Source organism: Allobosea sp. GW823-FHT02B03 (assembly GCF_058797755.1).
Genome location: NZ_JBXAJY010000002.1, coordinates 446928 through 471317 on the forward strand (window position 1 = coordinate 446928; position 24390 = coordinate 471317).

The window sequence follows — 24390 nt, forward strand, 5'->3', positions numbered from 1 at the left end:
GAGCCTTGCGGACCTTTTTTTAACGCAGGCCGGGTAGCCGAACGCCCAAGCTTCTGCTGTATCGCTGCACGCCCTTGAAGGAGACCGGCCGGTGACCGCGCAACTCGACCTATGGATTCAGGCTCTCGTCGAGTTCATGCGGACAAACCAGCAATGGGCGCTGCCGATCGTCTTCTTCGTCGCCTTCGCCGAATGCGTCGCGATCCTGTCCTGGCTGGTGCCGGCCACGGTCTTCTTCACCGCCTTCGGTGCGATTGCCGGCGCGTCGGGCTTGAATCTCGTCCCGCTCTCGATCGCTGCCTCGCTTGGCGCAGCTTTCGGCTTCTGGCTGTCCTATTGGGCCGGCCTCGTGCTCGGCCCGCGCGTCGACGACTATTGGCCGCTGCGCGACAATCCCGACCTGCTGCGCAGGGGCCACGACTTCTTCGAGAAATGGGGCTTCCTCGGCATCATTGTTGGCCATTTCTTCGGGCCGATCAGGGCGGTGATCGCACTGGTCGCCGGCATCGTGAAGATGCCGTTCTGGGCCTTCCAGCTCGCGAATTTCGGCGCCTCCTTCGCCTGGGGCTTCGGTCTGATCTATGGCGCCGGCCAGGCGACCGAAATGATGATGAAGTTCACCGGCAAATAGGCGCAGCGCTCCCGGTTTGGGGCAGCTCCGAAACACAACGCCAGCTGAACGGACGTCTCAGATCGCGTTCAGGCTCGCGGGCCGAAAGTCCTGCCATCGCGTCGAGACCGGGCCCGCCCGGTCCGCAACCGACGCGGCGGCACGGACGGCCCGGCATCCGCGCAGCTCAGCTCCTCCGGGCAGGACTTAACAGGAGTCCACGCCATGACCATGTCCCGTTTCGCCATCGGCCTCGCCGCGCTTGCCCTCGCAGCCGGCCCGGCCTTCGCGCAGACTGCGACCCAACCTGCGACCCCTGCCAAGCCGGCAGCCCCCATGACGACGCCCGCCGCGCCGGCCGCGCCCGCTGTCAAACCCGCAGCCCCCGCCGCAACACAGGCCCAGGCCAAGAAGGTCAACATCAACACCGCCAGCGCCAGCGCCAGCGAGCTCGACACGCTCAAGGGCATCGGCGAGGCCCGCTCCAAGAAGATCATCGAGGAGCGCGCCAAGGCGAAGTTCAAGAATTTCGACGACCTGGTGAAGCGCAATGTCCTGCCGGCCAATGTCGAGGCCGACATCAAGGACAAGATCACCTTCTGATCTCGCGTCAGGAAGCCGGCCGCGCTTGCGGCCGGCTTCCTTTCTTTGCTGCGGCTATCTCTCCCGGACGCGAGCCGGGACTTTCAACGATTTCTCGTCGAGCTTTCGACCGCAGGCCGCGGACGTGCACTTTACAACCGGTCGCTTCCTCAGCCAGCGTTCATTCAACCGCCCTGAGAAAGACCACCCGGCCGCTTGTCGCATTGCCGGTTCTCTGCTCGAGCTGCGCCGGCGCATCGGAACTCTGGCTGCGCAGGGCCTCGTCAAGGCTTTCTCCGCCCGCCAGGCCACGCCGCTCCTCGCAACGCAGGGCGATGATCCCGGTCAGGTCACCGAAGAACGGAGCAGCGATCCTATCGCGCTCACTGCAATCGCGCAGGCCGAGATCGCGCAGGTCGCGCTCACTCATATCGCAGAGTCGGTCATAGTCGCGTCGTGCCCGCAGCCAGCGACCGATACTGCCCAAGAAGACGCCCGGGACGCGGCCAAGCGAACCGCCCGTGGCGAGAACGTGCCGGGCCGGTCCGATGATGAAGCTGAGCATGATCGTTCTCCGTCATCAGAAGTGATGACGGAAGAGGACACCCTCGCACTGTCAGCTGCTGTCAGAATCTCCGGCGCCGAATGACAGCTGTTGTCAGCAGCGCTCGAGCGAATGCCGGAAGTTCATCCGCGCGGACCCGGGCCTTCGGAAAGGCGGCGCCGAGGTGCCGCGGCTACGGCTGGGGAAGCCGCGTTGCATCCGAGACGATTGGACCTTCAGAAGCGCGAAGAATCTCCCACGCCGCGCCGGCGATACGCAAAGCTCCGGCGCGGCGCGGAGTGAGGCCGCGGATGACTACAGCAGGCCGATCACGATCAACAGCAGCAGCGCGAAAGAGCCGCCCAGCGCCAGATGCGAAAGACCAAACTGAACGCCATGCGCCTCGTCGAGATGAGATTCGTGCAGGGTTCTAACCGGTTCCATGGTTGCCTCCCCTCCGCTCAAAAGCCGTCTCGTTCCTTGTATTCCCGTTGTCCCTTGTGCGAGCCGCGTCGCGGTCGCTGCTCAGTAGGCGATGATCTCGACGCCGATCCAGGCGATGACCGCCAGCACCAGCCCGCCGATCAGCACCATCAGCACAGGCCTGTCGAGAAAGCCCTGCCGTGCCTCGACGGCCGTTTCGACCGCAGGGTCGGCATCGGTGTGCTTATCCGCCCGCATTGGCGGAATCGGCTGGCCGCCTTCTGTCGGAATCCGCGCTTCGCGCTCCCTCACATCCTGTTCCATTGCCATCTCCCTTGTCGCCGGCCCGAAGGTCGCGACCGGTTCTGACGCGCTCAGCCCGCCACCAGCTGCAGCATCGCGCTGGCGATCAGGGTGAGCCCGAGGCAGCCGCCAAGCAGAGCGAAGAACATCCGCTCCTGGCGTGAGATCGGGTGGGCGGCGTGCGACGTGCCCCTGCTCGCATGATGATGCCGGTGGCCGTGCCTGGCGCCCCGCTGGTTCAGCGTCTTCCGGTCGTTCATCGGACGCTCCTGCTGTTCGTGACTGCAGCATCAACGTCCATGAAGCGGTCCGGTTCCAGGCAGCCAACCTCAGCTGTTCTTGCAAACGCGAAACGGGCGCCTTGCGGCGCCCGTTCCTGACTTTCGATAAGCCGGAGCCCGGCCGCGGCGAGCCCGCAGCCCAGGACCGGATCAGTTCTTGGTCTTGTCGACCAGGGCCTTGGCCTTGATCCACGGCATCATATCGCGGAGCTTGGCGCCGACTTCCTCGATCGGGTGAGCGGCATAGCGGGCGCGGGTCGCCTTGAACGAGGTCTGGTTGACCTTGTTCTCGAGCATCCAGTCGCGGGTGAACTTGCCCGACTGGATGTCGGCGAGCACGCGCTTCATCTCGGCCTTGGTCTCGGCGGTGATGATCCGCGGGCCGGTGACGTACTCGCCGTACTCGGCGGTGTTCGAGATCGAGTAGTTCATGTTGGCGATGCCGCCCTCGTAGATGAGGTCGACGATCAGCTTCACTTCGTGCAGGCACTCGAAATAGGCCATCTCGGGCGCATAGCCGGCCTCGGTCAGGGTCTCGTAGCCGGCCTTGATCAGCTCGACCAGGCCGCCGCAGAGCACGACCTGCTCGCCGAACAGGTCGGTCTCGCACTCTTCCTTGAAGGTCGTCTCGATGATGCCGGCGCGACCGCCGCCATTGGCCGAGGCGTAGGAGAGGCCGAGGTCATGCGCGTTGCCGGTCGCGTCCTGGTGGATCGCGATCAGGGTCGGCACGCCGCCGCCGCGCTGATACTCGGAACGGACGGTGTGGCCGGGGCCCTTCGGGGCGACCATCAGCACGTCGAGGTCCTTGCGCGGCTCGATCAGGTTGAAGTGGACGTTGAGGCCGTGCGCGAACAGAAGGGCAGCGCCCTCCTTCATGTTGGCGTGCAGCTCGTCGCGATAGATGTCGCCCTGCAACTCGTCGGGGGTCAGCATCATCATGATGTCGGAGACCTTGGCGGCCTCGGACGGGGTCATGACCTTGAAGCCGGCGTCCTCGGCCTTCTTGCGGGTGGCCGAGCCGGCCTTCAGCGCGATGATGATCTCCTTGACGCCGGAATCGCGCAGGTTGAGCGCGTGCGCATGGCCCTGGCTGCCGTAGCCGACGATGCAGACCTTCTTGCCCTTGATCAGGTTGATGTCGGCGTCACGATCGTAATAAACGCGCATTGGATGCGTCCTTCCTTGGGTTGATCTCTTGGTTTCAGGCTTTCGGTGCGGGTTTCGCCCGCCCGTGAAGTGCGAGGAACTGGTCGGCGGCGCGGGCGGCGTCGCGCTCGATCTCGGCAGCGCTGAGCTTCAGCGCATCGCCGAGCAGCAGGCGGATTTGCACGTCGCGGCCGACCAGGCCGAAAAAGGTCCTGAACGCCGTCTCGGCATCGTCGAAGTCGAGTAGCCCGGCCTCGCGCCCGTCCTCGAGCAGCGGCCGCAGCCGCTCGCCGATGGCGAAGCGTCCATTGGCGAGCACGATGCCGCCGAGATTGCTCTCATGGGTGGCGGCATGGCTGATGGCGAGGCGGTTGAGCGCGATCGAGGTCGGGCTCGAGATCACCTCGAGCCAGTTGACGGCGAAGCGGATCAGGCTGTCGCGCAAGGACAGCGCATCGAGCTTCTGGCGGTCGTAATTGCCGGCGCGGACCTTCGAGGCCTGCCACTGCACGGTCGCGGTCAGGAGTCCGTCCCGGTCTCCGAACCACTTGTAGAGCGTCTCCTTCGAGCAGCTCGCCCGCCGCGCCACGGCCGCCATGGTCAGCTGATCGCCCTTCTCCACCATCAGTCCGAGCACGGCATCGAGCACCGCGAGCTGTCGCGGTGTCAGCGCCTCTGCCTGGCTTTCGGTGGCGGGATCGGTCATGGCTCGGAACAGTACCGTACGTTACGGTTCCGTGATCTATCGCAGGGCCAGCGGCCGTGCAAGCGGAAAGCTGCGGCAACGCCCGGCCTCCCCCGCGGCGCCGCAGGGCCTATATAAGGCGGGAGCCGAACGCATTGCCGAAACCCGACGGAGCCTTGCCCATGACCCCGCCCGCCGCCACCGCGATTCTCGATTTCTGGCGCGAGGCCGGGCCGGAGAAGTGGTTCGCCAAGGACGACGCCTTCGATGCGGATATCCGCCGGTGCTTCCTCGCCGCGGTCGAAGCCGCCGCCCGCGGCGAGCTGAGCGACTGGGAAGAGACGCCGGACGGCGTCTATGCGCTGCTGCTCCTGCTCGACCAGTTCCCGCGCAATCTCTATCGCGGCTCGCCGCAGGCCTTCGCCGCCGATCCGCTGGCGCTAGCCGTCGCCGAGCGCGCCATTGCGCGCGGTTTCGACCAGGCTTTCGAGAACCCGGAGCGGCGCTTCATCTACATGCCGTTGATGCATTCCGAGGATCTCGCCGACCAGCAGCGCTGCGTCGCGCTCTGCGAGGCGGCCGACGACCCGGAAGGCGTGCATTACGCCGTGGTTCACCGCGACATCATCCGCGACTTCGGCCGTTTCCCGCACCGTAATCCCGTCCTCGGCCGGCAGAGCTCGGCCGAGGAGCGGCGTTTCCTCGACGATGGCGGCTTCAGCGGCTGAAGCTCAGCCGCCCATCGCGGCGCGATGCGCCTCCGCCAGTTCGGCGAGGCTCTTGAAATGGAAATCGACATGCGGCCGCGTCGCGGGATCTTGCGTCGCGCCGCTGCCCGCCATGCCGAAGCGCCGGTCGATCCAGGCCCGCGCAAGCCCGGCCCGCTCCGCCGGGACATGGTCGTGGAAGAGACTCTGCGCAGTGTGCAGCACCGCCCCGGCTTCGAGGCCGAGATCGGCTTCCAGATGCCTGAGCAGATGGACGAAGTTGCGCGGATCGGGCTTGTAGGAGCCGATATCCTCGGCGGTATAGATCGCGTCGAAGCTGACCCCGAGCTTGCGGTTGCTTGCAGCAAAGCTCGCGCGATCGACATTGGAGAGGATCACCAGCCTGAAGTGCCGCTTGAGATAGGCCAGCGCCTCGGCTGAATCCGGGAAGGCCGGCCAGTCCGGCACAGAACCGCCGAAGCGCTCGTTCAGGTCGGCATGGATGTGAACGCCCAGGTCTTTGGCGAGGCGGGCATGGACGGCGGCGAGCAGCGTCGAATAACGCAGCGACGGCGCGGCTTCCTCGATTTCACTCTCGATCCGGCCGGCGAGCGCCTCCTCGCGGTCAAGATCGAGCCCGCCGGCACTGATGAGCGGCTGCAGCGCGTTCCAGATCCCGGTCTCCCAGTCGATCAGCGTGCCGTAGCAGTCGAAGGTCAGGACCTTGAAATCGGTGAGTTTCATCGCGGGTCGTCCTCATGGCTCGGGGTCGCGCCGACCATAGCGAGGGCCCGGACGGCCGTGATGAGGCAAAGCTCCGAACGGCTTGACCGAAACTCCGGTTCTCCGTGCGCCGTCCCCCCGAAGGGTGTTTGCGTTCTCCCGAAGGTGCGGGTCGTCCCGGGCGACCGGAGGGAGACCCGGGACCCATTCCGGAACCTCTTTCGGATAGGCTCCGGAATGGGTCCCGGATCTGCGCTGCGCTCCGTCCGGGACGACAGCTACGACGGTCGATCTGCTTGTCAGGCGCCGCCCCGGCTCGCGGCCCTGAACTCCGATGGAGTCAGGCCGAAACGCCGCCTGAACTGCCGATTGAAGGACGAGGCATTCTGGTAGCCGATCGCGTAGGCGATCTCGGAGATCGGCAGCGCGGTCGTGACCAGCTGGTCGGCCGCCTCGTCGAACAGCCGGGCGAGCTGCGACTGCTTCGGCGACTGCCCCGTCGTCGCCCGGAACAGGGCGTGGAACTGGCTCTGGCCGAGGCCGGCGTTCCGCGCCATCTCCGCGACATTCGCCGCCTGCCCGCCATGGGCGGCATCGAGGACCCTGGCTTCGGAACGTGACCATGGCCGCGGCGTCTCCGCCGGCGCGACCAGCTTCAGCCCCGCCAGCGCCAGGCCGGCGGCATCGCTCGCCCGACAGGCACCGGCTTCGACCTCGGCGCCGAGCTGACGGAACATCCGCCACAGCCAGGGCTCGACCCGCGTCAGCGACGGCACGGGATCGCGCAGCACGGCCGGCGCCGCCTCGCCCACGAAGGCGTCCGTCTCGACATCGAGGATGAGCATGCTGCAATCGACGCTCGGCTCGAAGTCATGCTCATGGTCGCGCGGGATGACGGCGACGCAGTTGCTCGAGACGACGCTGCGATGCCCTTCGACATCGAGCCGCATGGCGCCCTGCATCGGCAGCAGGATCTGGCTGTAATCGTGGCTATGGCGGTCGGTGCCGCGATAGCTGCGGATTTCGAGATGGATCGACATCGCCTGCTCACATGCGAGGGATCATGCGGCGCATTTGCCGCCAATCGCCGCGCGCGAGCAAGTGCAAGCGACCGCGGCTCAGCCGCCGCCCTGCTGCGCCGCGATCCGCTGCAGGAAGATCGCGATGACGGTCAGGCCGAAACCGGCCCACCACAACGGCGAGCGCAGGCTCCTGCCGCTGCCGAGAGGCTCGGGCTGGGCCCGGCCCGAAAGCCGCTGCAGGATCGGCCAGGTGAAGCAGGCGAGGCCGAGGATGCCGAGGCCGAGCGCGAACTGTTCCAGACCGAGCATCACGCGCCGGCCCTCCCGGCTGCGAAGGCCAGAAGGCCAGGGGGACCATCAATCATGCAGGGCTCCTTCATCGCGCGGGCCGATCTCACATCGCGTCCGGGCCGCGGCTCATCGCAGCGATGCCGGTACGCGAGACCTCGGTCAGGCCGACCACGGTCATCAGCTTGATGAAGCGCTCGATCTCCTCGGTCGAGCCGGTGAGCTCGAAGACGAAGGAGGTCAGCGTCGCATCGAGCGTACGCGCGCCGAAGGCGGCAGCGAGCCGCATCGCTTCGACGCGATGGTCGCCCTTGCCGACCACCTTGAGCAGGCAGAGCTCGCGCTCGATCGCCTCGCCCTGCAAGGTCAGGTCGACGACGCGGTGCACCGGCACCAGCCGGTCGAGATGCGCCTTGATCTGGTCGATGACATTGGCGGTACCGGAGGTGACTACGGTGATGCGCGAGATGTGCTTCTCGTGCTCGGTCTCGGAGACGGTGAGGCTCTCGATGTTGTAGCCGCGGCCGGAGAACAGCCCGGCGATGCGGGCGAGAACGCCGGGTTCGTTGTCGACGATCACCGCCAGCGTGTGGCGCGCGATCGGCTGGGCGGTCGGGGCGGTCGGATAATGCGTCGTGTTCATCGTTAGGCCTTGCTGCGGCTGAGATGGGGGCGGAATTCCTCGAGGACCGGCTCGTCGACCTCGTCCTCGTCGATGATCCAGGGTTCGGCGAGCGCGGCCATGCGCCAGGACTGATAGCCGTGCGTCGCCTGTACCGTCTCGACATAGGTGGCGCTGACCGGGTCGAGCGCGATGCCGTAGCCGGTGAGACGGGCTGTGACCGGCGCGAACATCGCATCCGCGGCGCCGAAGGCACCGAACAGGAACGGCCCGCTTTCGCCGAACCGCGTCCGCGCCTCGCGCCAGATCGCCGTGATGCGCGCGACATCGGCGGCGACCTTGGCGCCGCGATCGCGCGGATGGAACTGGCGCGCGATATTCATCGGGCAGGCGCCGCGCAGCGCAGAAAAGCCCGCATGCATCTCGGCCGCGATCGAGCGCGCCATGGCACGCGCCGCCGGCTCGCGCGGCCAGACCGGCAGGTCCGGCCTGAGATCGGCGATGTGGTCCATGATCGCCAGCGATTCCCAGACCTGGATCTCGCCGTCGAGCAGGGCCGGCACCTTGCCGGCCGGCGTGAAGGCGGAGATCGCCCGCTTCCATTCGGGATCGTCGAAGGTCTGGCCGAACGGGATCAGCACCTCCTCGAAGGGGATGCCGAGCTCGGTCAGCAGCAGCCAGGGCCGTAGCGACCAGGACGAGTACGTCTTGTTGGCGATGACCAGCTTCATGCCGCGACCTGCTCGGCCATCTCGGCGACGAAATCGAGCGCCGCCTCGACATGCAGCGCCGTCGTGTCGAAGACCGGGATCTCGAAATCCGATTGCGACAGCAGCAGCGTGATCTCGGTGCAGCCCAGGATGACGCCGTCGGCGCCCTCCTCGCGGATCGCCCGGCCGACGATCTCGAGATAGCGCGCCTTGGAGGCGGGCTCGATCCGGCCGCGGCAGAGCTCCTCATAGATGATGCGGTGGACGTCCGTCCGCTCGGCCTCGTCCGGCACCAGCGCCTCGACGCCGAAGGCGGCGAGTCGGTCGCGATAGAAGCGCTGTTCCATGGTGAAGCGCGTCGCCAGCAGCAGCGGCCGGCGGCTCTGCGTCCTGCGGATCGCCTTGGCGGTGACGTCGGCGAGATGCAGGAAGGGCAGGTTCGTCGCCTGGGTGATATGGTCGGCGAGCTTGTGCATGGTGTTGGTCGCCAGCACGAGGCAGGAGGCACCGCCGCTTTCCAGGCGCCGGGCACTATTGGCCATCGCCGCGCCGGCAGCCGCCCAGTCTCCGGCCGCCTGCATCTCGGCGATCGGCGAAAAATCGACCGAATGCATCAGGACATCGGCCGAGTGCAGCCCGCCCTGGCGCATGCGCACGCCCTCGTTCAGCAGCCGGTAATAGACCGCCGTCGATTCCCAGCTCATCCCGCCGATCAGGCCGATGGTCGCCATCTGCTCCCCCCTGTGCCGAGGCCGTCATTCTCGGGCGTTGCGAGGCGCAGACCCGAAACACTCCTGATGAGAAGGCGCCGACCGGCGCCTCGCTCTGCCTGGGATGCCCGGGTCAGGCCCGGGCATGACCCGGCCCGATCAAACGAGCTGCTTGCCCTTGGCGTCGATGATCTCGCCGGTATCGCCCTCGAAATCGGGCAGGATCATCTCGTTATGCGCCTTGCCCGACGGGATCATCGGGAAGCAGTTCTCTTCCTTCGCCACCAGGCAGTCGAAGATCACCGGGCCGGGCGTCTCGATCATCTGCATGATCGCGGCGTCGAGCTCGGCCGGGTCGGAGCAGCGGATGCCCTTGCCGCCATAGGCCTCAGCCAGCTTGACGAAGTCCGGCAGCGAAGCCGAGTAGCTCTCGGAATAGCGCCCGCCATGCAGCAGCTCCTGCCACTGGCGCACCATGCCCATGTACTCGTTGTTCAGGATGAAGATCTTGACCGGCAGCCGGTACTGCACCGCCGTCGACATCTCCTGCATGTTCATCAGGATCGAGGCCTCGCCGGCGATGTCGATCACCAGCGCGCCCGGATTCTTCATCTGCACGCCGATCGCCGCCGGCAGGCCGTAGCCCATGGTGCCGAGCCCGCCCGAGGTCATCCAGCGGTTCGGCTCCTGGAAGCGGAAATACTGAGCGGCCCACATCTGGTGCTGGCCGACCTCGGTGGTGACGTAGGTGTTGCGGTCCTTGGTCAGCTCGTAGAGCCGCTCGATCGCGTATTGCGGCTTGATCACCGAGCCGGACTGCTTGTAGCCGAGGCTGTTCCGCGCCCGCCAGCCATCGATCTGGGTCCACCAAGCGGTCAGAGCCGTCTTGTCGATCTGCGGCGAGGTCTCGCGCCAGATCCGGACCATGTCCTCGAGCACATGGGCGCAGTCGCCGACGATGCCGATGTCGACCTTGACGTTCTTGTTGATCGAGGACGGATCGATGTCGATGTGGATCTTCTTCGAGTGCGGCGAGAACGCGTCGAGCCGGCCGGTGATGCGGTCGTCGAAGCGGGCGCCGATGTTGATCATGACGTCGCAGTCATGCATGGCGAGGTTCGCCTCGTAGGTGCCGTGCATGCCGAGCATGCCGAGCCACTGCCGGTCGGCCGCCGGGAAGGCGCCCAGCCCCATCAGCGTCGAGGTCACCGGGTAGCCGGTGAGCCGCGCCAGCTCGCGCAGCAGCGCCGAGGCGTGCGGGCCGGAATTGATCACGCCGCCGCCGGTGTAGAACACCGGCTTCCTGGCCTTGGCGATCAGCTCGACAGCGGCCTTGATCTTGTTGAGGTCGCCCTTCACCGTCGGACGGTAGGTCTTGTGCTGGTTGTCGCGCGGGCGGCTATAGGCGCCGGTTGCGAACTGGATGTCCTTCGGGATGTCGATCACGACCGGGCCGGGCCGGCCATTGGCGGCGACATAGAAGGCCTCATGCAGGACGCGCGGCAGGTCGGCGATGCTCTTCACCAGGTAGTTGTGCTTGGTGCAGGAGCGCGTGATGCCGACCGTGTCGCATTCCTGGAAGGCGTCGGAGCCGATCAGATGCGTCGGGACCTGGCCGGTGATGACGACGAGCGGGATCGAGTCGAGCAGCGCATCGGTCAGGCCGGTGACGGCATTGGTCGCGCCCGGGCCCGAGGTCACGAGAACGCAGCCGACCTTGCCGGCGGCAGAGCGGGCATAGCCCTCGGCGGCATGGACGGCACCCTGCTCGTGCCGGACGAGCACGTGCTTGACCTTCTCCTGCTGGAAGAGCGCGTCATAGATCGGCAGCACGGCGCCGCCGGGATAGCCGAAGAGATGTTCGACGCCCTGATCCTGGAGGGCGCGAACGACCATTTCGGCGCCGGTCATCATCTCGCTCATAACGGTCTCCTGCGGAGGTCTGTCTTGTCGGGTTCGGCTGGAAAAAGGCAATAAAAAAGGCCCTCGGAGGGGCCTGGGCGTGCGCTGGCGTCGGGGACACCCGGTTTGTTAAACCGGCCCCTACCAGCGCACCTTTACGAGAATGAGCTTGCGCATGTCGCGCCCTTGCAGTGAACGAATTTGGCGGACGCTAGCCGAGCGCTGCTGGCCGGTCAAGCGGATTGCGGCACCCAATCACGCGGCGGCCGGCAATTTGCCAGCACATTTGTTGCCGCAGGGGAACACTTTCTCAAGACCCGCCTGCTAGCGAACCGGGAGACGGAACCCGGGCGCGATGTATCAGGAAGTCCACACCCACAACATCGCCGAGAGAGCCTACGCTCCCGAAGTCGCCGACTTGCTGCGCCGCTTCGAACGCAGCGCACGAGGAAACCCCGGCGGTGCGCCCTTCGAGGATTTCAGCACCGAGCTGCTCTCCTTCTGCAGTCGCGACATCATGATCATGGCGCCGGCAGAAGGGGACTACGTCTACGAGCATTTCGGCCGCGACATCGCCCGCAATGTCGGCGGAGATCGGACCGGCGCACGCGTCTCGGGCATGTCGCCGAACGTCTCCCGCTTCACCATCACCTGCTATGATCAGGTGCTGGCAAGCTGCAAGCCGCTCTATTCCATCCACCGCGCCGTCAAGACGGTCCGTGTCAGTCTCTGGGAACGCCTGGTACTGCCGACGACCCGCGCCGACGGCGAGCGCCGCCTCATCGTCTTCAGCAAGCCCATGCATTTCCACGAGGAGCTGCTGAAGACCGTTCTCGACACCTCGCCGGCCGGCATCGTCGCGCTGCGGGCCGTGCGCGACGAGGAAGGCAATATCGACCGCACGGTGATCATCACCGCCAACCGCCGCGCGGCGGCGATGGCGGGACATGCCGAAGACACGCTGGTCGATTCCGAGGGGCGCCAGGCGCTGCCCTTCCTCGCCGACGACACGGTCTGGCGCCGCTGCCTCTATGTCATGGAGCTGCGTCGCGGCGACATGCTCGAGACCTGCCATACAATCGAAGGGCGCGAGATCTGGCTGCAGATCGCCCTCGCCCCGCTCGGCGACGGGCTGGTGATGACCCTCACCGACATTTCCGAATTGAAGCTCGCCAACCTCACCCTGCAGAGCCGGGCCGCGACGCTGGCGCTCGAGATCGGCAAGGAGCGCGCGACGCGGCGCGCCCTCTCGCACGAACTCGGCCAGCGCGAGGAGCGCGAGCAGGAACTGCGCCGCCTTGCCGAGACCGATCCGCTGACGACGCTGCTCAATCGCCGCTCGCTGACCGAGAAGGCGAATGCCGAAATCGCATCCGCAGCTGCCTCCGGCGACGAAACCTCGCTGTTCATCATCGATCTCGACCACTTCAAGCAGGTCAACGACAGCCATGGACATGCTGCCGGCGACGCCGTGATCCGCGCCTTCGCCGATCTCCTGCTCGGCCAGATGCGCCCCGGCCAGGACCTCGTCGGCCGTCTCGGCGGCGAGGAATTCGCCGTGCTGCTGCCGCACACCGGCGCGGATGAGGCACAGCGCATCGCCGAGCGGCTGCATGCTGCCCTGCGCCGGACCCATCTGCCGGTTTCGGAGACGCTCGACCTTCAGGTCACCGCCAGCATCGGCATCGCGACGCGCCATCCCGACGAGGATTTCAACGCCTTCGTCGCCCGCGCCGACAAGCAGCTCTATCGGGCCAAGAACGAGGGCCGGAACTGCATCCGCAGCGCCGGGGGAGAGATCGCCGCCGCAGCCTGACCGCTCCGCTCAGCCCCCCTGTTCGAGTTCGGCGAGGGCGAAGGCAAGCCCGGCCTCGGGCGCAACGGCATGCCAGCCCGCCATCTGGTGGCGAAACCAGGTGACCTGGCGCTTGGCATAGGCGCGCGTATCGGCCTTGCCGCGCGTCACGGCCTCTTCGAGCGCAAGCGCGCCGTCGAGATGGGCGATCAGCCCGGGCACGCCATGCGCCCGCATCACCGGCAACAGCGGATCGAGCCGCCTCTCCCGCAGCGCTGCGACCTCTTCCAGCGCGCCGGCCGCCATCATCGCGTCGAAGCGCCGGTCGATCCGCTCGCGCACCGGCTCGCGCTCCGGAGCGAGGAATATCTGCAGCAGCCTCGCGCCCGCGAGCGGCCCCGGCTGACGCTCGCCCTGGAAGCTTGAGAGCGAACGGCCGGTCGCGGCCAGCACTTCCAGCGCCCGCATCACCCGCAGCCGGTCGCTGGGGCGCAGCTTTGCTGCCATCTCCGGGTCCTGCTCCGAGAGCTCGGCGTGCAGTTCGCCGGTCGTGCGCTCGGCCGCATGGGCCCGGAAGCTGGAGCGGACCGCCTCGGGAACCGGCGGAATGGCGGAGAGCCCTTCGGTCAGCGCCTTGAAATAGAGGCCGGTGCCGCCGACCAGCACCGGCATTTGCCCTTTCCTCGCCAACACGTCGAGCAGGGCGGCTGCCTCGGCCGCATAAGCCGCGACCGAATGGTTGGTGGCGCCATCGACATGGCCGTAGAGGTGGTGCGGGACATCCCCCATCTCCTCCGGCGTCGGCCGGGCGGTGATCACCGAGAGATCGCGATAGACCTGCATCGAATCGGCATTGATCACGACGCCGCCGAAGCGCTGCGCCAGAGCGGCAGCCAGTGCCGACTTGCCGCTTGCCGTCGGACCTGCGATGAGCACCGCCCTGAACGTCACTTCGGCTCCGGATCCCATGTCGCTCGTCGCCACGCTCGTTTCCGCCCACGGTCAGGCCCTGCTCGACGACGCGCTGCTGGCGCGCCTGCGCGCCGCAACGCCCTGGCCGACGACCCTGGCGCGCCTCGATGGCGAGATCGCCGTCGACCTCTTCGCGGAAGCGGACGATGCGCGCAAGCTCGAAGCGGCACTGCGCGCCGCGCTCGAAGGCGCCGCCGTCGACATTCTCGTCCAGTCGGCGGCGACGCGCCGCAAGCGCCTGTTCCTCGCCGACATGGATTCGACCATGATCGGCCAGGAGTGCATCGACGAACTCGCCGCCTATGTCGGGCTGAAGGAGAAGGTCTCCGCCATCACCGAGCGCGCCATGCGCGGCGAGCTCGAATTCGAGCCGGCGCTGCGCGAGCGCGTCGCGCTGCTCAAGGGCATCCCGCTCGCCGTGGTCGACGAGATCATCGCCGAGCGCATCACGCTGACGCCGGGCGGCAGCGCCCTGGTGCGGACCATGCGCGCCCATGGCGGCTACACGGCACTGGTCTCGGGCGGGTTCACCGTCTTCACCGGGCCGATCGGCCGGATGATCGGCTTCGACGAGGACCGCTCGAACCTCCTGCTCGGCGACGGCAGCGCGCTGAAGGGAGAAGTCGCCGAACCGATCCTCGGCAAGCAGGCCAAGCTCGACACGCTGGTCGAATTGCGCAGCCGCTTCGGCCTGCCGAAAGAGGCGACGCTGGCCGTCGGCGACGGCGCCAACGATCTTGCCATGCTCGGCGAGGCCGGGCTCGGCGTCGCCTTCCGCGCCAAGCCCGCCGTCGCCGCTGCGGCCGACGCCCGGCTGGACCATGCCGACCTGACCGCGCTGCTCTACGCTCAGGGCTATACGGGCGATGAGATCGAGCCGCACCGGGGCTGACGCATCTCGACCCGAAATGCGCGCGCGCCTGCCTCGGAACAACGGAGCGAAAAGCAGATCCCGCTTTTCGCTTCGATGACCCACAAGGTGTCAGGCCGCCAATTCGTATCCGACAGGATGCTCGGCGATCTATCGCAGGCTGGGTGACGGCACCCGGAACGTGCTCCGGTCGAGCGGCGATATGCCTTGTACGGTCAGGCCGTTGTCGGCCTTGAGCTCCGGTTGCTTCTGCGTCCGGATGCCGGTGTTGGGCGCGGCCGGGACGAGCGTCGAAGACGACAGCACGCACTCCGGATAGGGCTGGCATTGCTCGGGCGGCGCCGGCGCTGGCGGCGGGTTTCCCTGAGCCACCGCCATGGACGAAAAGGTAGATACTGCTGCGATCGTCAGAATGCGCCTCATCGCTCCCTCCCCTCGCCAGGTGCTGACGGCTTCACGGATGTGGTGACGGCCCTGAAGCCGAATACGACGGGCCTTTCGAGAATCTGGTTCATGGCCAGCTCATTGCCGTCGGCACGCGCATAGGTCGCACCTGCACCACCGCTCAGCAGGGCCGAGACGCGGCTTTCCAGAGCTTTGATCCGCGCTTCGGCTGGAGCCGACGGATCGCTTGAGCCAGCCGGAGGTTCGGCCGATGGGCCCGAAGCCCGCGCACCGCCGCTGAGCGAGACGTCGCGCGCCCTGCGATGCTCGATCTCGCGGGTCATGAACACGCGGTTGACGAGGCGCAGCTGGATCTTGGCGACGTAAGCGCCATCCTTGGTCGCAAGGACACCATCGCTGACTGCGAACGCCATGACCCGTCGAAGGAATTCGTCGCGACAGTAAAGTTCGGTCGCGGGATGCTTGCACCACAGATCCAGCCGGGCCGCAGCGGTGCCTGCGGCAATTCCATAGGTTTCCGACACGGGGATCTTGATCGACTCGGCGTCGACCCGGCCGCTGGCAATCCCAAGGTTCAAGCCAATCCTGTCGAGTATCCCCGCGGCCTGGGTGCTCTTGGTGATCGTAATGCCCGGGAACAGTGCGAGGGACAGCTTTACCTTCTCGTTCGGTTCCGCTGCTTCAATCTCGTAATAATTCTGCCTTCTGATCCTCTTCCCGTCCTCGAGTTCTGCTGTAGCGCTGAAGGTCGGCCGCTTGAGCGCCGCCTCTCGCTTCAGGTCTTCCCTGAGATTGATGTGCGCAATCCTGACGGCCTTGCCGAGGATCGCCTGGTTCTCGTCGGCGTCTTCAACCACAGCCCAGACATCGCCGACATGGAGGTCCTCCTCGGGCGGGAACACGGGCGTGATCCCCAGCTTGGCGATGCTGCTGTTCCAGGACGCGGCAACCGAAGCTGCGGTTACCGGCCCCTCCTCCCGGAACGTCGCGAACTGCCAGACTGCAAATCCAGCGGCCAATAATCCGAAGCCGGCAAGGAGGTTCAGCGGGGAAAAAAGCGCCGCAAGCCCTGCCATAATGCCTCGTCGGGGCGGCGGCTCCGGACCAGGGGGAGCCGCGTTCCCATCCGGGGCAACCGCCCCCGGCGCAGGCGTATCAGGAGATGGTCCTGGTGGAGTCGGAGGCGGGGTGACATCGGGCATGAATGATAGCCCTGGCTGATCTATGCAATCATAGGTTGATACAACTAACGATTGCGCCCAGTCAAGAAATCCCGGCAACAAAAAAGGAGCCCCCTGGGGAGCTCCTTTCCTCGTCAGATTCTCTCGTCGGCCGATGTGAGCCGGACGCGCCGGCTCAGTTCATCGACACGGCGACGAAGCGGACCTCGCCCTGGCCGTTCGAGACCAGCAGCAGCGCCGACTTCTTGCCCTCCTTCTTGAGGGCGTCGAGGCGCTTGGTCACATCCTCGGGCGAGTTCACCGCCTCCTGGCCGACCTCGACGACGAGCTCGCCGACCAGGATGCGCTTGTCGGCGGCGTTCGAGTTGCTGTCGACCTTGGTGATGACGACGCCCTTCAGCCCGTCCTTGATCGAGTAGCGCTTGCGCAGCTCCTCGCTCTGGGCCGAGAGCTCGAGACCGAGCGCCGAGGTCACGGCCGGCTTGGCGGCCTCGGCCGGCTTGTTGTTGGCCGAAGCCTGCTGGACCTTCTCGCCATCCTCGAGGCGGCCGAGCTTGACCGTCTTGGTCAGCTCCTTGCCCTTGCGCATCACCTGCATCGGCACGTCCTTGCCGACCGGCGTCGCCGCCACGATACGCGGCAGATCGCGCGAATCCTTCACGTCCTTGCCGTCGAACTTGACGATCACGTCGCCGATCTCGAGGCCGGCCGGCTTGGCCGGGCCCTTGTCGTCGACGCCGGCGACGAGCGCGCCGCGCGCCGTGCCGAGGCCGAGCGCCTCGGCGGTCGCATCATCGACGTTCTGGATGCGCACGCCGAGCCAGCCGCGGCGGGTCTCGCCGAACTCGCGCAGCTGGTCGACGACGTTGACCGCCAGCGAGGACGGCACGGCGAAGCCGATGCCGACCGAGCCGCCGGTCGGCGACAGGATCGCGGTGTTGATGCCGATGACCTCGCCGGCCATGTTGAACAGCGGACCGCCGGAATTACCCTTGTTGATGGCCGCGTCGGTCTGGATATAGGTGTCGTAGGGACCCTGGTTGATGTCGCGGTTGCGGGCCGAGACGATGCCCGAGGAGACCGAGCCGCCGAGGCCGAACGGGTTGCCGATCGCCATGACCGGATCGCCGATGCGGATCTTGTCGGAATCGCCGAACTTGACGAAGGGCAGCGGCTTGTCGTGCTTCACGCGCAGCACGGCGAGGTCGACCTTGGCGTCCTTGCCGACCACTTCGGCCTTGAGGCGAAGCCCGTCGCTGAACACCACCGTGATCTCGTTGGCGTCGCCGATGACGTGGTTGTTGGTGACCACGATGCCCGACGGGTCAATCACGAAGCCCGAGCCGGCCGATTGCGAGCGGCGCTGCTGCGGCGCCTGGCGCTCGCCCTGCTGCCCGCCCTGGCCGCGGCGGTTGAAGAACTCCTCGAACAGATCGCCGAACGGCGTGTCCGGGCCAAGCTGAGGCAGCTGCGGCAGAGTGCGGCCGCGCGTTTCGCTCGTCGTTACCGCGGCGATGTTGACCACCGCCGGCATCACCCGCTCGGCAAGATCGGCCAGCGAGATCTGGCCCTGCACCAGCGGCGCCACGGTGGTGCCCTGCGCGAAGGCCGGCGCCGCAAGCGGAACGCCGAGCGCGACACCGGCGAGCAGTGCGATGCGCGTCAGACGGGAGGCATGGGAGAATTTGCTTGCCATCGATGTCCTCGTGAGAAGGTCGCGCCTTGCTGGCATAGCAGCGCAGCCGAAATCTGAACGCAACTCAGAACGCCAAAATGCGGCGGAAGGGCGACGCAAGATTGCGCGATCACGCGCTTCTGACCGCCGAATGCAGCGACCGGCGGGCGGATTCCACCTGCCGGTCGAAATCTGGTGTCGATCGCGCCCGATCGGATGTCACCGACGGCCTAGCCGCGTACCAGCCAGACCAGCAGCACGCCGACGATTGCCGAGACGATACCGATCAGGCGCATCCGATCGGGCGGCGTCTCGGCCGCGCTGCGCAACGCATCCTTGGCGAGATGCGGAATGGCAGCGAACAGAATCCCCTCGATGGCGAAGACCAGGCCCAATGCCGCGAGGAAATCCGTCATGCCGCCCCGACGCCCAGTTAGGATCAGGGCCGGGCGGCGGCGCCGGCCGCCGGAGCAGCGCCGGCAGCGGCGGGTGCCGCTCCCTGCTTGCCGCCGGCCGGATCGTTGAAGAAGCGGAAGAAGGGCGAATCCGGCGAGAGCAGCATGCGCGTATCGCCGGCCTTCAGGCTCGCTTCATAGGCCTGCATCGACCGGTAGAAGGCGAAGAACTCCGGATCCTTGCCGAAGCCTTCGGCGAAGATGCGGTTGCGTTCGCCTTCACCCTGGCCGCGGATCTCGTCCGACTTGCGCTGCGCTTCGGCGACGATGATCGTCGCCTCGCGTTCGGCCCGGGCCCGGATTTCCTGCGCCTGCTGGGCACCGAGCGCGCGGGCTTCGGCAGCCTCGCGCTGGCGCTCGGTCTGCATGCGCTGGAACACCGCCTGCGAGTTGGCCTGCGGCAGGTCGACCCGGCGCAGACGCACGTCGACCACGGTCATGCCGAAGCGGGCCGCTTCGCGGTTCACGTCGTCGCGGATGCGGTTCATCAGCCGCGAGCGGTCGTTGCGGACCATCGAGGTGAAGGTCGCCTCGGCCAGCACCGAACGGACGTTACCGTTGACGATCGAAGCCAGCTGCGAGTTGGCGCGCGGGATGTTGTTGACCGCCTGGTAGAAGCGCAGCGGATCGGAGATCCGGTAGCGCGTGAAGGCGTCGACGACGAGACGCTTCTGGTCGGCGGCGATGATTTCCTGCGCCGGCAGGTCGAGGTCGAGGATGCGGTTGTCGAGATAGACGACCTGCTCGAACGGCGCCGGCAGCTTGAAGTAGAGGCCGGGCGCGGTAACGACGCTCCGCACCGCGCCGAAGCGCAGCACGATGGCCGACTGGGTCTGCTGCACCACGAAGGTCGCGACGTAGAACACGACTGCCGCGATGCCGATCAGCGCGAGGGCGCCGACGCGAAGGAAGCCGTTCATCGCACCGCTCCCTGCTGCTGCTGGGCCTGGCCGGCCGGACGACGGGGCTGACCGAGTTCGGAGAGAGGCAGATAGGGGACGACGCCGCTGCCGGACTTGTTCTGATCGAGGATGATCTTGTCCATGCCGCCGAGGACACGCTCCATGGTTTCGATGAAGAGACGCTCGCGGGTCACGCCCGGCGCGTTCTTGTACTGCTCGTAGACCGCGGTGAAGCGGCTGATCTGGCCGAGCGCCTCATTGACCGTCTGGTCCTTGAAGGCTTCGGCGGACTGGATCAGCTGCGCCGAGCGACCGCGCGATTCCGGCACGACCCGGTTGGCATAGGTCTCGGCCTCGTTGCGCAGGCGCTCCTGGTCGGCGCGCGCCGCCTGGACGTCGCGGAAGGCGTCGATGACCTGCTGCGGCGGATCGACCTTCTGGAGCTGGACCAGCCTGATCTGCACGCCGGCCCGATAGGAGTTGAGCGTGTCCTGCATCAGCTGGCGCACCTCGGTCTCGATCTGGGCGCGGTCGGTGGTCAGCACCGGCTGAATGTTGCGCCGGCCGATGACCTCGCGCATCGCGCTCTCGGCGACGGCCTTCACCGTGCCCGGCGGATCCTGGATGTTGAAGACGAAGGCCTCTGGCGCACCGGGATCGATCTGCCACTGCACGATCACGTCGATGTCGACGATGTTCTCGTCGCCGGTCAGCATCAGGCTTTCCTCGGGCACGTCGCTCTGGCGCGAAGCGCGCACGGATTCGACGGTCCGGAAGCCGACCTCGGTGGTGATGACGTTGGTGACCTGAGGCTTGATCACGCTGCCGATCGGGTAAGGCAGGTTGTAGTTCAGGCCCTGGCCGGTCTTGCCGACATATTTGCCGAAGATCAGGTTGAGGCCGACCTCGTTCGGGCGCACCGTATAGACGCCGGTGGCGAGCCAGACGAGCACGAGGCCGAGGCCGATCAGGAGCGCGCCGCGCCCGCCGAGATTGCCGCCGGGCATGAAGTTCTTCAGCCGGTCCTGGCCGCGCCGGATGATTTCCTCGAGATCGGGAGGCGTGCTGCCGCCCGATGGACCGCCGCCCCAAGGACCGCCGCCATTGCCGCCGCCGCCGCCGCGCTGGCCCCAAGGACCACCTCCGCCGCCGCTTCCCCCGCTACCGCCGCTCTGGTTGCTCCAAGGCATTCTTCAGCCGTTCCTCACTTTAATACCGACCGTGCAATAACCGAACGGCAGTTCATTGTCAGCGCCGGGCGGCGCGATGCGCTGTGACTTGGGCATCGGCCACGGATTCGTCAACGACGCAAGCCCCTTTCGTCGTAAGCCATTTGTCGCGCCGGCGCTCGAAAGGGCTCAAATGCGGCGCTCGAAGCTGGCGAAACTGAAGGCATGCTCATCCTCCGCCGAAGCGGGATGGTCGCTGCGCGACGTCTCGCGAAAGGCATCGCGGTCCCAGGACGGAAACTCGGCGTCGCCTTCCGGCGCGGCATGAACGAAGGTCAGCTCCAGCCGGTCGACCAGCGGCAGGGCAAGCGCGTAGATCTCGCTGCCTCCCCCGATGATCACGGCGCTCGCGCCCTTCTGCGCCCCGAGCCGCTGCGCCAGCGCCAGCGCCTCCTCCAGCGAAGTCGCGACCTCGACGCCTTCGGCCCGGAAATCCGGATCGCGCGTCAGCACCACAGTGTGCCGGCCCGGCAGCGGCTTGCCGATCGAGAGGAAGGTCTTGCGCCCCATGATGATCGGGCAGCCCATGGTCAGCGCGCGGAAACGCCGCATATCCGTCTTCAGGCGCCAGATCAGGCTGTTCTCGCTGCCGATCACGCCATTGTCGGCGACCGCCGCGACGAGCACGACGGGCAGCTTCGCCCCATCTGCGGACACCGGCTCAGCCACCTTGCGCCAGCCTCGCCAGCGCTTCACCGTCGAGGCGCTTCACCGTCCACTCGTCCTGCGCCACCGCGCCGATCGAGCGGTAGAACACCCGCGAGGGCTCGTTCCAGTTCAGCACCCACCAGGCGAAGCGCGACAGCCCCTCGTCGACGCAGCGCTTGGCGAGACGCACCATCAGCGCCTTGCCGATGCCCTGCCCCCGATGCTCGGGCCGCACGAACAGGTCCTCGAGCCAGATGCCGTGCCGACCGGTGAAGGTCGAATAGGTGTAGAACCAGATCGCGAAGCCGGCCGGCTTCCCGTCCCATTCGGCGATATCGCAGAAGACCTTGGGCTCGGGCTCGAACAGCGCCCTGGCGATGTCGGCCTCGCTGGCCACGACCTCGTGCAGCAGCTTCTCGTATTCCGCGAGCTCGCGGATGAAGCCGAGCACGAGGCCGGCATCTTCGGGCCGGGCGGGGCGAATGGAGAGCGTCATACCGCGATCGGCGCCTTGATGCCGGGATGCGGGTCATAGCCTTCGATCGCGATATCCTCGAAACGGAACTCCTCGAGCTTCGTCACTGCCGGATTGAGCTTCAGCGTCGGGAGCGCCCGCGGCTCGCGCGAAAGCTGCAGCTTCGCCTGGTCGAGATGGTTCACGTAGAGATGCGTGTCGCCGAAGGAGTGGACGAACTCGCCGACGCCGAGCCCCGTCACCTGCGCGACCATATGGGTCAGCAGCGCATAGCTCGCGACGTTGAAGGGCACGCCGAGGAAGACGTCCGCCGAGCGCTGATAGAGCTGGCAGGAGAGCTTCCCATCGGCGACGAAGAACTGGAACAGGCAGTGGCAGGGCGCCAGCGCCATCTTCGGGATGTCGGCCGGGTTCCAGGCCGAGACGATCAGGCGGCGCGAATCCGGGTTGCGGCGGATCTCGTTCACCAGCCAGGCGATCTGGTCGATCGTCTGCCCGTCCGGCGCCGGCCAGGAACGCCATTGCCGGCCATAGACCGGGCCGAGATCGCCGTTGGCATCGGCCCATTCGTCCCAGATGGTGACGCCGTTCTCCTGCAGATAGCGCACATTGGTGTCGCCGCGCAGGAACCAGATCAGCTCATGGATGATCGACCTCAGGTGCAGCTTCTTGGTCGTAACCAGCGGGAAGCCGGCGGAAAGGTCGAAGCGCATCTGGTGGCCGAACACGGCAAGCGTGCCGGTGCCGGTGCGGTCGTCCTTGCGGACACCCTCGTCGAGAACGCGTTTCAGGAGGTCGTGATACTGGCGCATGCTCGCATCTAGCCGGATTCGAGCGCGCTCCAAAAGAGCCGCTGCCGCGCCGTCCAGAGACGTTTGCGCATGCCGCCCCGCGACCGCACGCAGGCGCTCACGAAAACGGCATCACCTGTGACGGTCTGCCCCGCTGCAATGCCGAACCTGCGCCCCAATCTGAATGCCCGATGAAGACAAGGGGCGCTTCGGGCCTGCGCAAAATCGGCCCGTGCTGATGAGGATTGGATCATGAGCAGAATGAAGTTGCTGGCTGCCGCCTTCACTGCGGCGATGATGGCCAGCGGGGCCCTCGCGGCCGCGAACGAGCCACCGGAGACCAAGCTTATAGCCATAAGAAAGATCAGCGAGGCCCAGGCCCGCGCCATCGCCTTCGACCATGGGCTCGTCCATGTCGAGGAGATCTCGTTTCTGGATGGGCGCTGGGAGCTCGCCGGGCGCGACGTCTCCGGCGACGAGCTTGTGATCGACCTGAACGCCAAGGACGGCTCGCGCCTGCGCTGAGGGCTTCGCAGGCAGAAAGCGCCGCGAGGAAGCGTCTCATTCTGGCAACCCTTGCGACGCTTCGCGATAAATGAGCCGGGAAACCGCCCTGCTCTCTTTCCCCCCGCGCCGACAGTGCCTATATTCGCTTTGCCGTTCGCAAGGACGGCTATGGCGATAAACGGACGTCGTAATAAGCCTTTCGGACCCGGGGGCGGTACCCGGCGCCTCCACCACAGCCCTGCGGCGCGAGCGGCAGGAGACTTGCAGCCCTCGGGTTGCAGGGCTGCGGCGGGGGCGAAATAGGATCGACGAGGGTGTAAAGGCCGTCTTTTTGCTCGGTATGGTTCCGCCGTTACAGGGCTAACGCATAGTTGCCAACGACAACAATGCTCGGGTTGCTGTCGCCGCGTAAGCGGTGCTGGTTCCCAAACCTAAGTCCTTCCGTTTAGCGACGTAAGGCGGGGCTCGGAGGCGCCTGGCAACAGAAGCCTCCACTTTTTTTGGAGGAAGGGCGGCCTGCCGGTTGAGCGTTGCGCGAAAAACTGGGAACCGGTCGTCTCGCGGGAGCCATGCTCTCCAATGATGGACTAGACGGAATCCGGACGCGATGACCCAGGACATTCTCCGCTACGACCTGATGGTCCAGGACGCGCTCAAGGGAGTCGTCCGCAAGATTCTGTCAGAGGCGGGCCGCGACGGTTTGCCGGGCGACCATCATTTCTACATCACCTTCCGGACCACGGCGCCGGGCGTGCGCCTGTCGCAGCGGCTGCGCGAGAAGCACCCGGACGAGATGACGATCGTGCTCCAGCACCAGTTCTGGGACCTGAACGTCAGCGACCACGCCTTCGAGGTCGGCCTGTCCTTCTCGGGCGTGCCCGAGCGCCTGCTGATTCCCTATGACGCGATCACCACCTTCTTCGATCCGTCGGTCCAGTTCGGGCTGAAGTTCGAGACGCAGGACGCTCCTGGCGAGGCTCAGGCGGAAGCCGCCGAGGCGCCGAAGGGCCCGCGCGGCGCCGCCTCCGAGCCCAGCGTCGCCCCGGCCGCTCCTCTCGCCCTCGCCGGCAAGGCGCCGCCGAAGGCGCTGCCGGCTGCCAAGCTGAAGCCTGGCGCCGCCGAGGACACCGAGGCTCCTGCCGAGGCCACGGAGAAGCCCGAAGCCGAGGAGGAAGGCGGCGCCCAGGTCGTCAGCCTCGACGCATTCCGCAAGAAGACCTGAG

General features: G+C 66.7%; 30 protein-coding genes and 1 other RNA gene. 8 read left to right on the top strand and 23 right to left on the bottom strand.

The genetic code is table 11. The features are described 5' to 3' along the window. The first annotated feature begins 91 nt into the window (after positions 1 to 91). Both AC1REK_RS07030 and AC1REK_RS07035 read left to right on the top strand, forming a co-directional pair. Entirely contained in the window at positions 92 to 631 is a 540-nt protein-coding gene (locus AC1REK_RS07030) for a DedA family protein (RefSeq protein WP_316017438.1), read from the top strand. Between the two features lie 204 nt (positions 632 to 835). Beyond that, positions 836 to 1213, top strand: coding sequence for a ComEA family DNA-binding protein (locus AC1REK_RS07035; protein WP_492268579.1), 378 nt, complete (start codon positions 836 to 838; stop codon positions 1211 to 1213). 160 nt (positions 1214 to 1373) lie between these two features. Here the strand turns inward: AC1REK_RS07035 and AC1REK_RS07040 are convergent, their stop codons facing one another. From AC1REK_RS07040 to AC1REK_RS07065, 6 genes are all read right to left on the bottom strand, one after another. Continuing rightward, the gene (locus AC1REK_RS07040; protein WP_492268578.1) at positions 1374 to 1757 is read right to left on the bottom strand and encodes a DUF1127 domain-containing protein; all 384 of its coding nucleotides are present in this window, start codon (positions 1755 to 1757) and stop codon (positions 1374 to 1376) included. Positions 1758 to 2051: 294 nt separating this feature from the next. Then, positions 2052 to 2180 (bottom strand): hypothetical protein, encoded by a 129-nt coding sequence (locus AC1REK_RS07045; RefSeq protein ID WP_316017435.1) that lies wholly within the window; start codon positions 2178 to 2180, stop codon positions 2052 to 2054. 81 nt (positions 2181 to 2261) lie between these two features. After that, the gene (locus AC1REK_RS07050; protein ID WP_316017434.1) at positions 2262 to 2483 is read right to left on the bottom strand and encodes a hypothetical protein; all 222 of its coding nucleotides are present in this window, start codon (positions 2481 to 2483) and stop codon (positions 2262 to 2264) included. 50 nt (positions 2484 to 2533) lie between these two features. Beyond that, on the bottom strand, positions 2534 to 2722 hold the full coding sequence (locus tag AC1REK_RS07055) for a hypothetical protein (protein WP_316017433.1): 189 nt from the start codon (positions 2720 to 2722) through the stop codon (positions 2534 to 2536). Positions 2723 to 2893: 171 nt separating this feature from the next. Beyond that, entirely contained in the window at positions 2894 to 3913 is a 1020-nt protein-coding gene (ilvC, locus tag AC1REK_RS07060; protein ID WP_492268577.1) for a ketol-acid reductoisomerase, read from the bottom strand. Between the two features lie 34 nt (positions 3914 to 3947). After that, positions 3948 to 4598 (bottom strand): TetR/AcrR family transcriptional regulator C-terminal domain-containing protein, encoded by a 651-nt coding sequence (locus tag AC1REK_RS07065; protein ID WP_327522572.1) that lies wholly within the window; start codon positions 4596 to 4598, stop codon positions 3948 to 3950. A 161-nt stretch (positions 4599 to 4759) separates the two neighbouring features. Here AC1REK_RS07065 and AC1REK_RS07070 point away from each other — a divergent pair, with 161 nt between their 5' ends. Further along, the gene (locus AC1REK_RS07070; protein WP_327522573.1) at positions 4760 to 5305 is read left to right on the top strand and encodes a DUF924 family protein; all 546 of its coding nucleotides are present in this window, start codon (positions 4760 to 4762) and stop codon (positions 5303 to 5305) included. A gap of 3 nt (positions 5306 to 5308) precedes the next feature. On the opposite strand, the gene AC1REK_RS07075 is transcribed toward AC1REK_RS07070, so the two are convergent. The 7 genes from AC1REK_RS07075 to AC1REK_RS07105 form a co-directional block, all read right to left on the bottom strand. Beyond that, positions 5309 to 6028 (bottom strand): haloacid dehalogenase type II, encoded by a 720-nt coding sequence (locus AC1REK_RS07075; RefSeq protein WP_492268576.1) that lies wholly within the window; start codon positions 6026 to 6028, stop codon positions 5309 to 5311. Between the two features lie 278 nt (positions 6029 to 6306). After that, positions 6307 to 7047: a helix-turn-helix domain-containing protein gene (locus AC1REK_RS07080; protein WP_327524633.1), complete on the bottom strand. Its 741-nt coding sequence runs from the start codon at positions 7045 to 7047 to the stop codon at positions 6307 to 6309. 78 nt (positions 7048 to 7125) lie between these two features. Further along, positions 7126 to 7341 (bottom strand): hypothetical protein, encoded by a 216-nt coding sequence (locus AC1REK_RS07085; RefSeq protein WP_316017427.1) that lies wholly within the window; start codon positions 7339 to 7341, stop codon positions 7126 to 7128. A gap of 82 nt (positions 7342 to 7423) precedes the next feature. Then, complete coding sequence (ilvN, locus tag AC1REK_RS07090; RefSeq protein ID WP_316017426.1) at positions 7424 to 7960, bottom strand: acetolactate synthase small subunit; 537 nt, start codon at positions 7958 to 7960, stop codon at positions 7424 to 7426. A gap of 2 nt (positions 7961 to 7962) precedes the next feature. After that, a complete protein-coding gene (locus AC1REK_RS07095; protein ID WP_492268575.1) occupies positions 7963 to 8670 on the bottom strand; it encodes a glutathione S-transferase family protein in 708 nt (235 codons plus the stop codon). Then, the gene (locus tag AC1REK_RS07100) at positions 8667 to 9380 is read right to left on the bottom strand and encodes an aspartate/glutamate racemase family protein (RefSeq protein ID WP_492268574.1); all 714 of its coding nucleotides are present in this window, start codon (positions 9378 to 9380) and stop codon (positions 8667 to 8669) included. Before AC1REK_RS07100 ends, AC1REK_RS07095 begins: the two co-directional genes overlap by 4 nt. A gap of 138 nt (positions 9381 to 9518) precedes the next feature. Further along, positions 9519 to 11282, bottom strand: coding sequence for an acetolactate synthase 3 large subunit (locus AC1REK_RS07105; protein ID WP_316017423.1), 1764 nt, complete (start codon positions 11280 to 11282; stop codon positions 9519 to 9521). Between the two features lie 334 nt (positions 11283 to 11616). Between AC1REK_RS07105 and AC1REK_RS07110 the strand changes: the two genes are divergently transcribed. After that, positions 11617 to 13077 carry a GGDEF domain-containing protein gene (locus tag AC1REK_RS07110; RefSeq protein WP_492268573.1) on the top strand — a complete coding sequence of 487 codons (1461 nt, stop codon included), beginning with the start codon at positions 11617 to 11619 and terminating at the stop codon, positions 13075 to 13077. A gap of 9 nt (positions 13078 to 13086) precedes the next feature. Here the strand turns inward: AC1REK_RS07110 and miaA are convergent, their stop codons facing one another. Then, positions 13087 to 14025, bottom strand: a complete 939-nt coding sequence (gene miaA / locus AC1REK_RS07115) for a tRNA (adenosine(37)-N6)-dimethylallyltransferase MiaA (protein ID WP_492268686.1) — start codon at positions 14023 to 14025, stop codon at positions 13087 to 13089. On the opposite strand from miaA, the gene serB reads away from it, so the two are divergent. After that, positions 14024 to 14920: a phosphoserine phosphatase SerB gene (serB, locus tag AC1REK_RS07120; protein WP_492268572.1), complete on the top strand. Its 897-nt coding sequence runs from the start codon at positions 14024 to 14026 to the stop codon at positions 14918 to 14920. The genes miaA and serB overlap by 2 nt on opposite strands. A gap of 129 nt (positions 14921 to 15049) precedes the next feature. Here serB and AC1REK_RS07125 read toward each other — a convergent pair whose 3' ends face one another. The 9 genes from AC1REK_RS07125 to AC1REK_RS07165 form a co-directional block, all read right to left on the bottom strand. Beyond that, on the bottom strand, positions 15050 to 15322 hold the full coding sequence (locus tag AC1REK_RS07125; RefSeq protein WP_492268571.1) for a hypothetical protein: 273 nt from the start codon (positions 15320 to 15322) through the stop codon (positions 15050 to 15052). Beyond that, positions 15319 to 16380 (bottom strand): hypothetical protein, encoded by a 1062-nt coding sequence (locus AC1REK_RS07130; protein WP_492268570.1) that lies wholly within the window; start codon positions 16378 to 16380, stop codon positions 15319 to 15321. Before AC1REK_RS07130 ends, AC1REK_RS07125 begins: the two co-directional genes overlap by 4 nt. 280 nt (positions 16381 to 16660) lie before the next feature. Next, positions 16661 to 18181, bottom strand: coding sequence for a DegQ family serine endoprotease (locus AC1REK_RS07135; protein ID WP_492268569.1), 1521 nt, complete (start codon positions 18179 to 18181; stop codon positions 16661 to 16663). 209 nt (positions 18182 to 18390) lie between these two features. Then, positions 18391 to 18576, bottom strand: coding sequence for a DUF2065 domain-containing protein (locus tag AC1REK_RS07140; protein ID WP_066471979.1), 186 nt, complete (start codon positions 18574 to 18576; stop codon positions 18391 to 18393). A gap of 23 nt (positions 18577 to 18599) precedes the next feature. Beyond that, positions 18600 to 19535, bottom strand: coding sequence for a protease modulator HflC (hflC, locus tag AC1REK_RS07145; RefSeq protein WP_316021441.1), 936 nt, complete (start codon positions 19533 to 19535; stop codon positions 18600 to 18602). Continuing rightward, a complete protein-coding gene (gene hflK, locus AC1REK_RS07150) occupies positions 19532 to 20707 on the bottom strand; it encodes an FtsH protease activity modulator HflK (RefSeq protein WP_492268568.1) in 1176 nt (391 codons plus the stop codon). Before hflK ends, hflC begins: the two co-directional genes overlap by 4 nt. A 168-nt stretch (positions 20708 to 20875) precedes the next feature. Next, complete coding sequence (locus AC1REK_RS07155; protein ID WP_327520910.1) at positions 20876 to 21403, bottom strand: dihydrofolate reductase; 528 nt, start codon at positions 21401 to 21403, stop codon at positions 20876 to 20878. A 4-nt stretch (positions 21404 to 21407) separates the two neighbouring features. After that, positions 21408 to 21890, bottom strand: coding sequence for a GNAT family N-acetyltransferase (locus tag AC1REK_RS07160; RefSeq protein ID WP_327520945.1), 483 nt, complete (start codon positions 21888 to 21890; stop codon positions 21408 to 21410). Further along, the gene (locus AC1REK_RS07165; RefSeq protein ID WP_492268567.1) at positions 21887 to 22681 is read right to left on the bottom strand and encodes a thymidylate synthase; all 795 of its coding nucleotides are present in this window, start codon (positions 22679 to 22681) and stop codon (positions 21887 to 21889) included. Before AC1REK_RS07165 ends, AC1REK_RS07160 begins: the two co-directional genes overlap by 4 nt. Before the next feature lie 231 nt (positions 22682 to 22912). Here AC1REK_RS07165 and AC1REK_RS07170 point away from each other — a divergent pair, with 231 nt between their 5' ends. The 3 genes from AC1REK_RS07170 to AC1REK_RS07180 all read left to right on the top strand — a co-directional run bounded on the left by AC1REK_RS07170 (position 22913) and on the right by AC1REK_RS07180 (position 24389). Then, the gene (locus AC1REK_RS07170) at positions 22913 to 23185 is read left to right on the top strand and encodes a PepSY domain-containing protein (protein ID WP_492268566.1); all 273 of its coding nucleotides are present in this window, start codon (positions 22913 to 22915) and stop codon (positions 23183 to 23185) included. 92 nt (positions 23186 to 23277) lie between these two features. Further along, positions 23278 to 23663, top strand: a transfer-messenger RNA (tmRNA) gene (gene ssrA / locus AC1REK_RS07175). Positions 23664 to 23774: 111 nt separating this feature from the next. Continuing rightward, positions 23775 to 24389: an SspB family protein gene (locus AC1REK_RS07180; protein WP_492268565.1), complete on the top strand. Its 615-nt coding sequence runs from the start codon at positions 23775 to 23777 to the stop codon at positions 24387 to 24389. Position 24390: the final 1 nt, after the last annotated feature.

Excerpts from the sequence above, each read along its gene's own strand:
- AC1REK_RS07140 (WP_066471979.1), bottom strand. The coding sequence starts at position 18,576 with ATGACGGATTTCCTCGCGGCATTGGGCCTGGTCTTCGCCATCGAGGGG.
- AC1REK_RS07165 (WP_492268567.1), bottom strand. The coding sequence starts at position 22,681 with ATGCGCCAGTATCACGACCTCCTGAAACGCGTTCTCGACGAGGGTGTC.
- AC1REK_RS07180 (WP_492268565.1), top strand. The coding sequence starts at position 23,775 with ATGACCCAGGACATTCTCCGCTACGACCTGATGGTCCAGGACGCGCTC.
- AC1REK_RS07170 (WP_492268566.1), top strand. The coding sequence starts at position 22,913 with ATGAGCAGAATGAAGTTGCTGGCTGCCGCCTTCACTGCGGCGATGATG.
- AC1REK_RS07095 (WP_492268575.1), bottom strand. The coding sequence starts at position 8,670 with ATGAAGCTGGTCATCGCCAACAAGACGTACTCGTCCTGGTCGCTACGG.
- ilvC (WP_492268577.1), bottom strand. The coding sequence starts at position 3,913 with ATGCGCGTTTATTACGATCGTGACGCCGACATCAACCTGATCAAGGGC.
- AC1REK_RS07080 (WP_327524633.1), bottom strand. The coding sequence starts at position 7,047 with ATGTCGATCCATCTCGAAATCCGCAGCTATCGCGGCACCGACCGCCAT.
- AC1REK_RS07065 (WP_327522572.1), bottom strand. The coding sequence starts at position 4,598 with ATGACCGATCCCGCCACCGAAAGCCAGGCAGAGGCGCTGACACCGCGA.
- hflK (WP_492268568.1), bottom strand. The coding sequence starts at position 20,707 with ATGCCTTGGAGCAACCAGAGCGGCGGTAGCGGGGGAAGCGGCGGCGGA.
- AC1REK_RS07125 (WP_492268571.1), bottom strand. The coding sequence starts at position 15,322 with ATGAGGCGCATTCTGACGATCGCAGCAGTATCTACCTTTTCGTCCATG.
- AC1REK_RS07110 (WP_492268573.1), top strand. The coding sequence starts at position 11,617 with ATGTATCAGGAAGTCCACACCCACAACATCGCCGAGAGAGCCTACGCT.
- AC1REK_RS07045 (WP_316017435.1), bottom strand. The coding sequence starts at position 2,180 with ATGGAACCGGTTAGAACCCTGCACGAATCTCATCTCGACGAGGCGCAT.
- AC1REK_RS07135 (WP_492268569.1), bottom strand. The coding sequence starts at position 18,181 with ATGGCAAGCAAATTCTCCCATGCCTCCCGTCTGACGCGCATCGCACTG.
- miaA (WP_492268686.1), bottom strand. The coding sequence starts at position 14,025 with ATGGGATCCGGAGCCGAAGTGACGTTCAGGGCGGTGCTCATCGCAGGT.
- AC1REK_RS07050 (WP_316017434.1), bottom strand. The coding sequence starts at position 2,483 with ATGGAACAGGATGTGAGGGAGCGCGAAGCGCGGATTCCGACAGAAGGC.
- AC1REK_RS07130 (WP_492268570.1), bottom strand. The coding sequence starts at position 16,380 with ATGGCAGGGCTTGCGGCGCTTTTTTCCCCGCTGAACCTCCTTGCCGGC.
- AC1REK_RS07055 (WP_316017433.1), bottom strand. The coding sequence starts at position 2,722 with ATGAACGACCGGAAGACGCTGAACCAGCGGGGCGCCAGGCACGGCCAC.
- serB (WP_492268572.1), top strand. The coding sequence starts at position 14,024 with ATGTCGCTCGTCGCCACGCTCGTTTCCGCCCACGGTCAGGCCCTGCTC.
- AC1REK_RS07100 (WP_492268574.1), bottom strand. The coding sequence starts at position 9,380 with ATGGCGACCATCGGCCTGATCGGCGGGATGAGCTGGGAATCGACGGCG.
- AC1REK_RS07075 (WP_492268576.1), bottom strand. The coding sequence starts at position 6,028 with ATGAAACTCACCGATTTCAAGGTCCTGACCTTCGACTGCTACGGCACG.
- AC1REK_RS07160 (WP_327520945.1), bottom strand. The coding sequence starts at position 21,890 with ATGACGCTCTCCATTCGCCCCGCCCGGCCCGAAGATGCCGGCCTCGTG.
- AC1REK_RS07070 (WP_327522573.1), top strand. The coding sequence starts at position 4,760 with ATGACCCCGCCCGCCGCCACCGCGATTCTCGATTTCTGGCGCGAGGCC.
- AC1REK_RS07035 (WP_492268579.1), top strand. The coding sequence starts at position 836 with ATGACCATGTCCCGTTTCGCCATCGGCCTCGCCGCGCTTGCCCTCGCA.
- AC1REK_RS07105 (WP_316017423.1), bottom strand. The coding sequence starts at position 11,282 with ATGAGCGAGATGATGACCGGCGCCGAAATGGTCGTTCGCGCCCTCCAG.
- AC1REK_RS07040 (WP_492268578.1), bottom strand. The coding sequence starts at position 1,757 with ATGCTCAGCTTCATCATCGGACCGGCCCGGCACGTTCTCGCCACGGGC.
- hflC (WP_316021441.1), bottom strand. The coding sequence starts at position 19,535 with ATGAACGGCTTCCTTCGCGTCGGCGCCCTCGCGCTGATCGGCATCGCG.
- ilvN (WP_316017426.1), bottom strand. The coding sequence starts at position 7,960 with ATGAACACGACGCATTATCCGACCGCCCCGACCGCCCAGCCGATCGCG.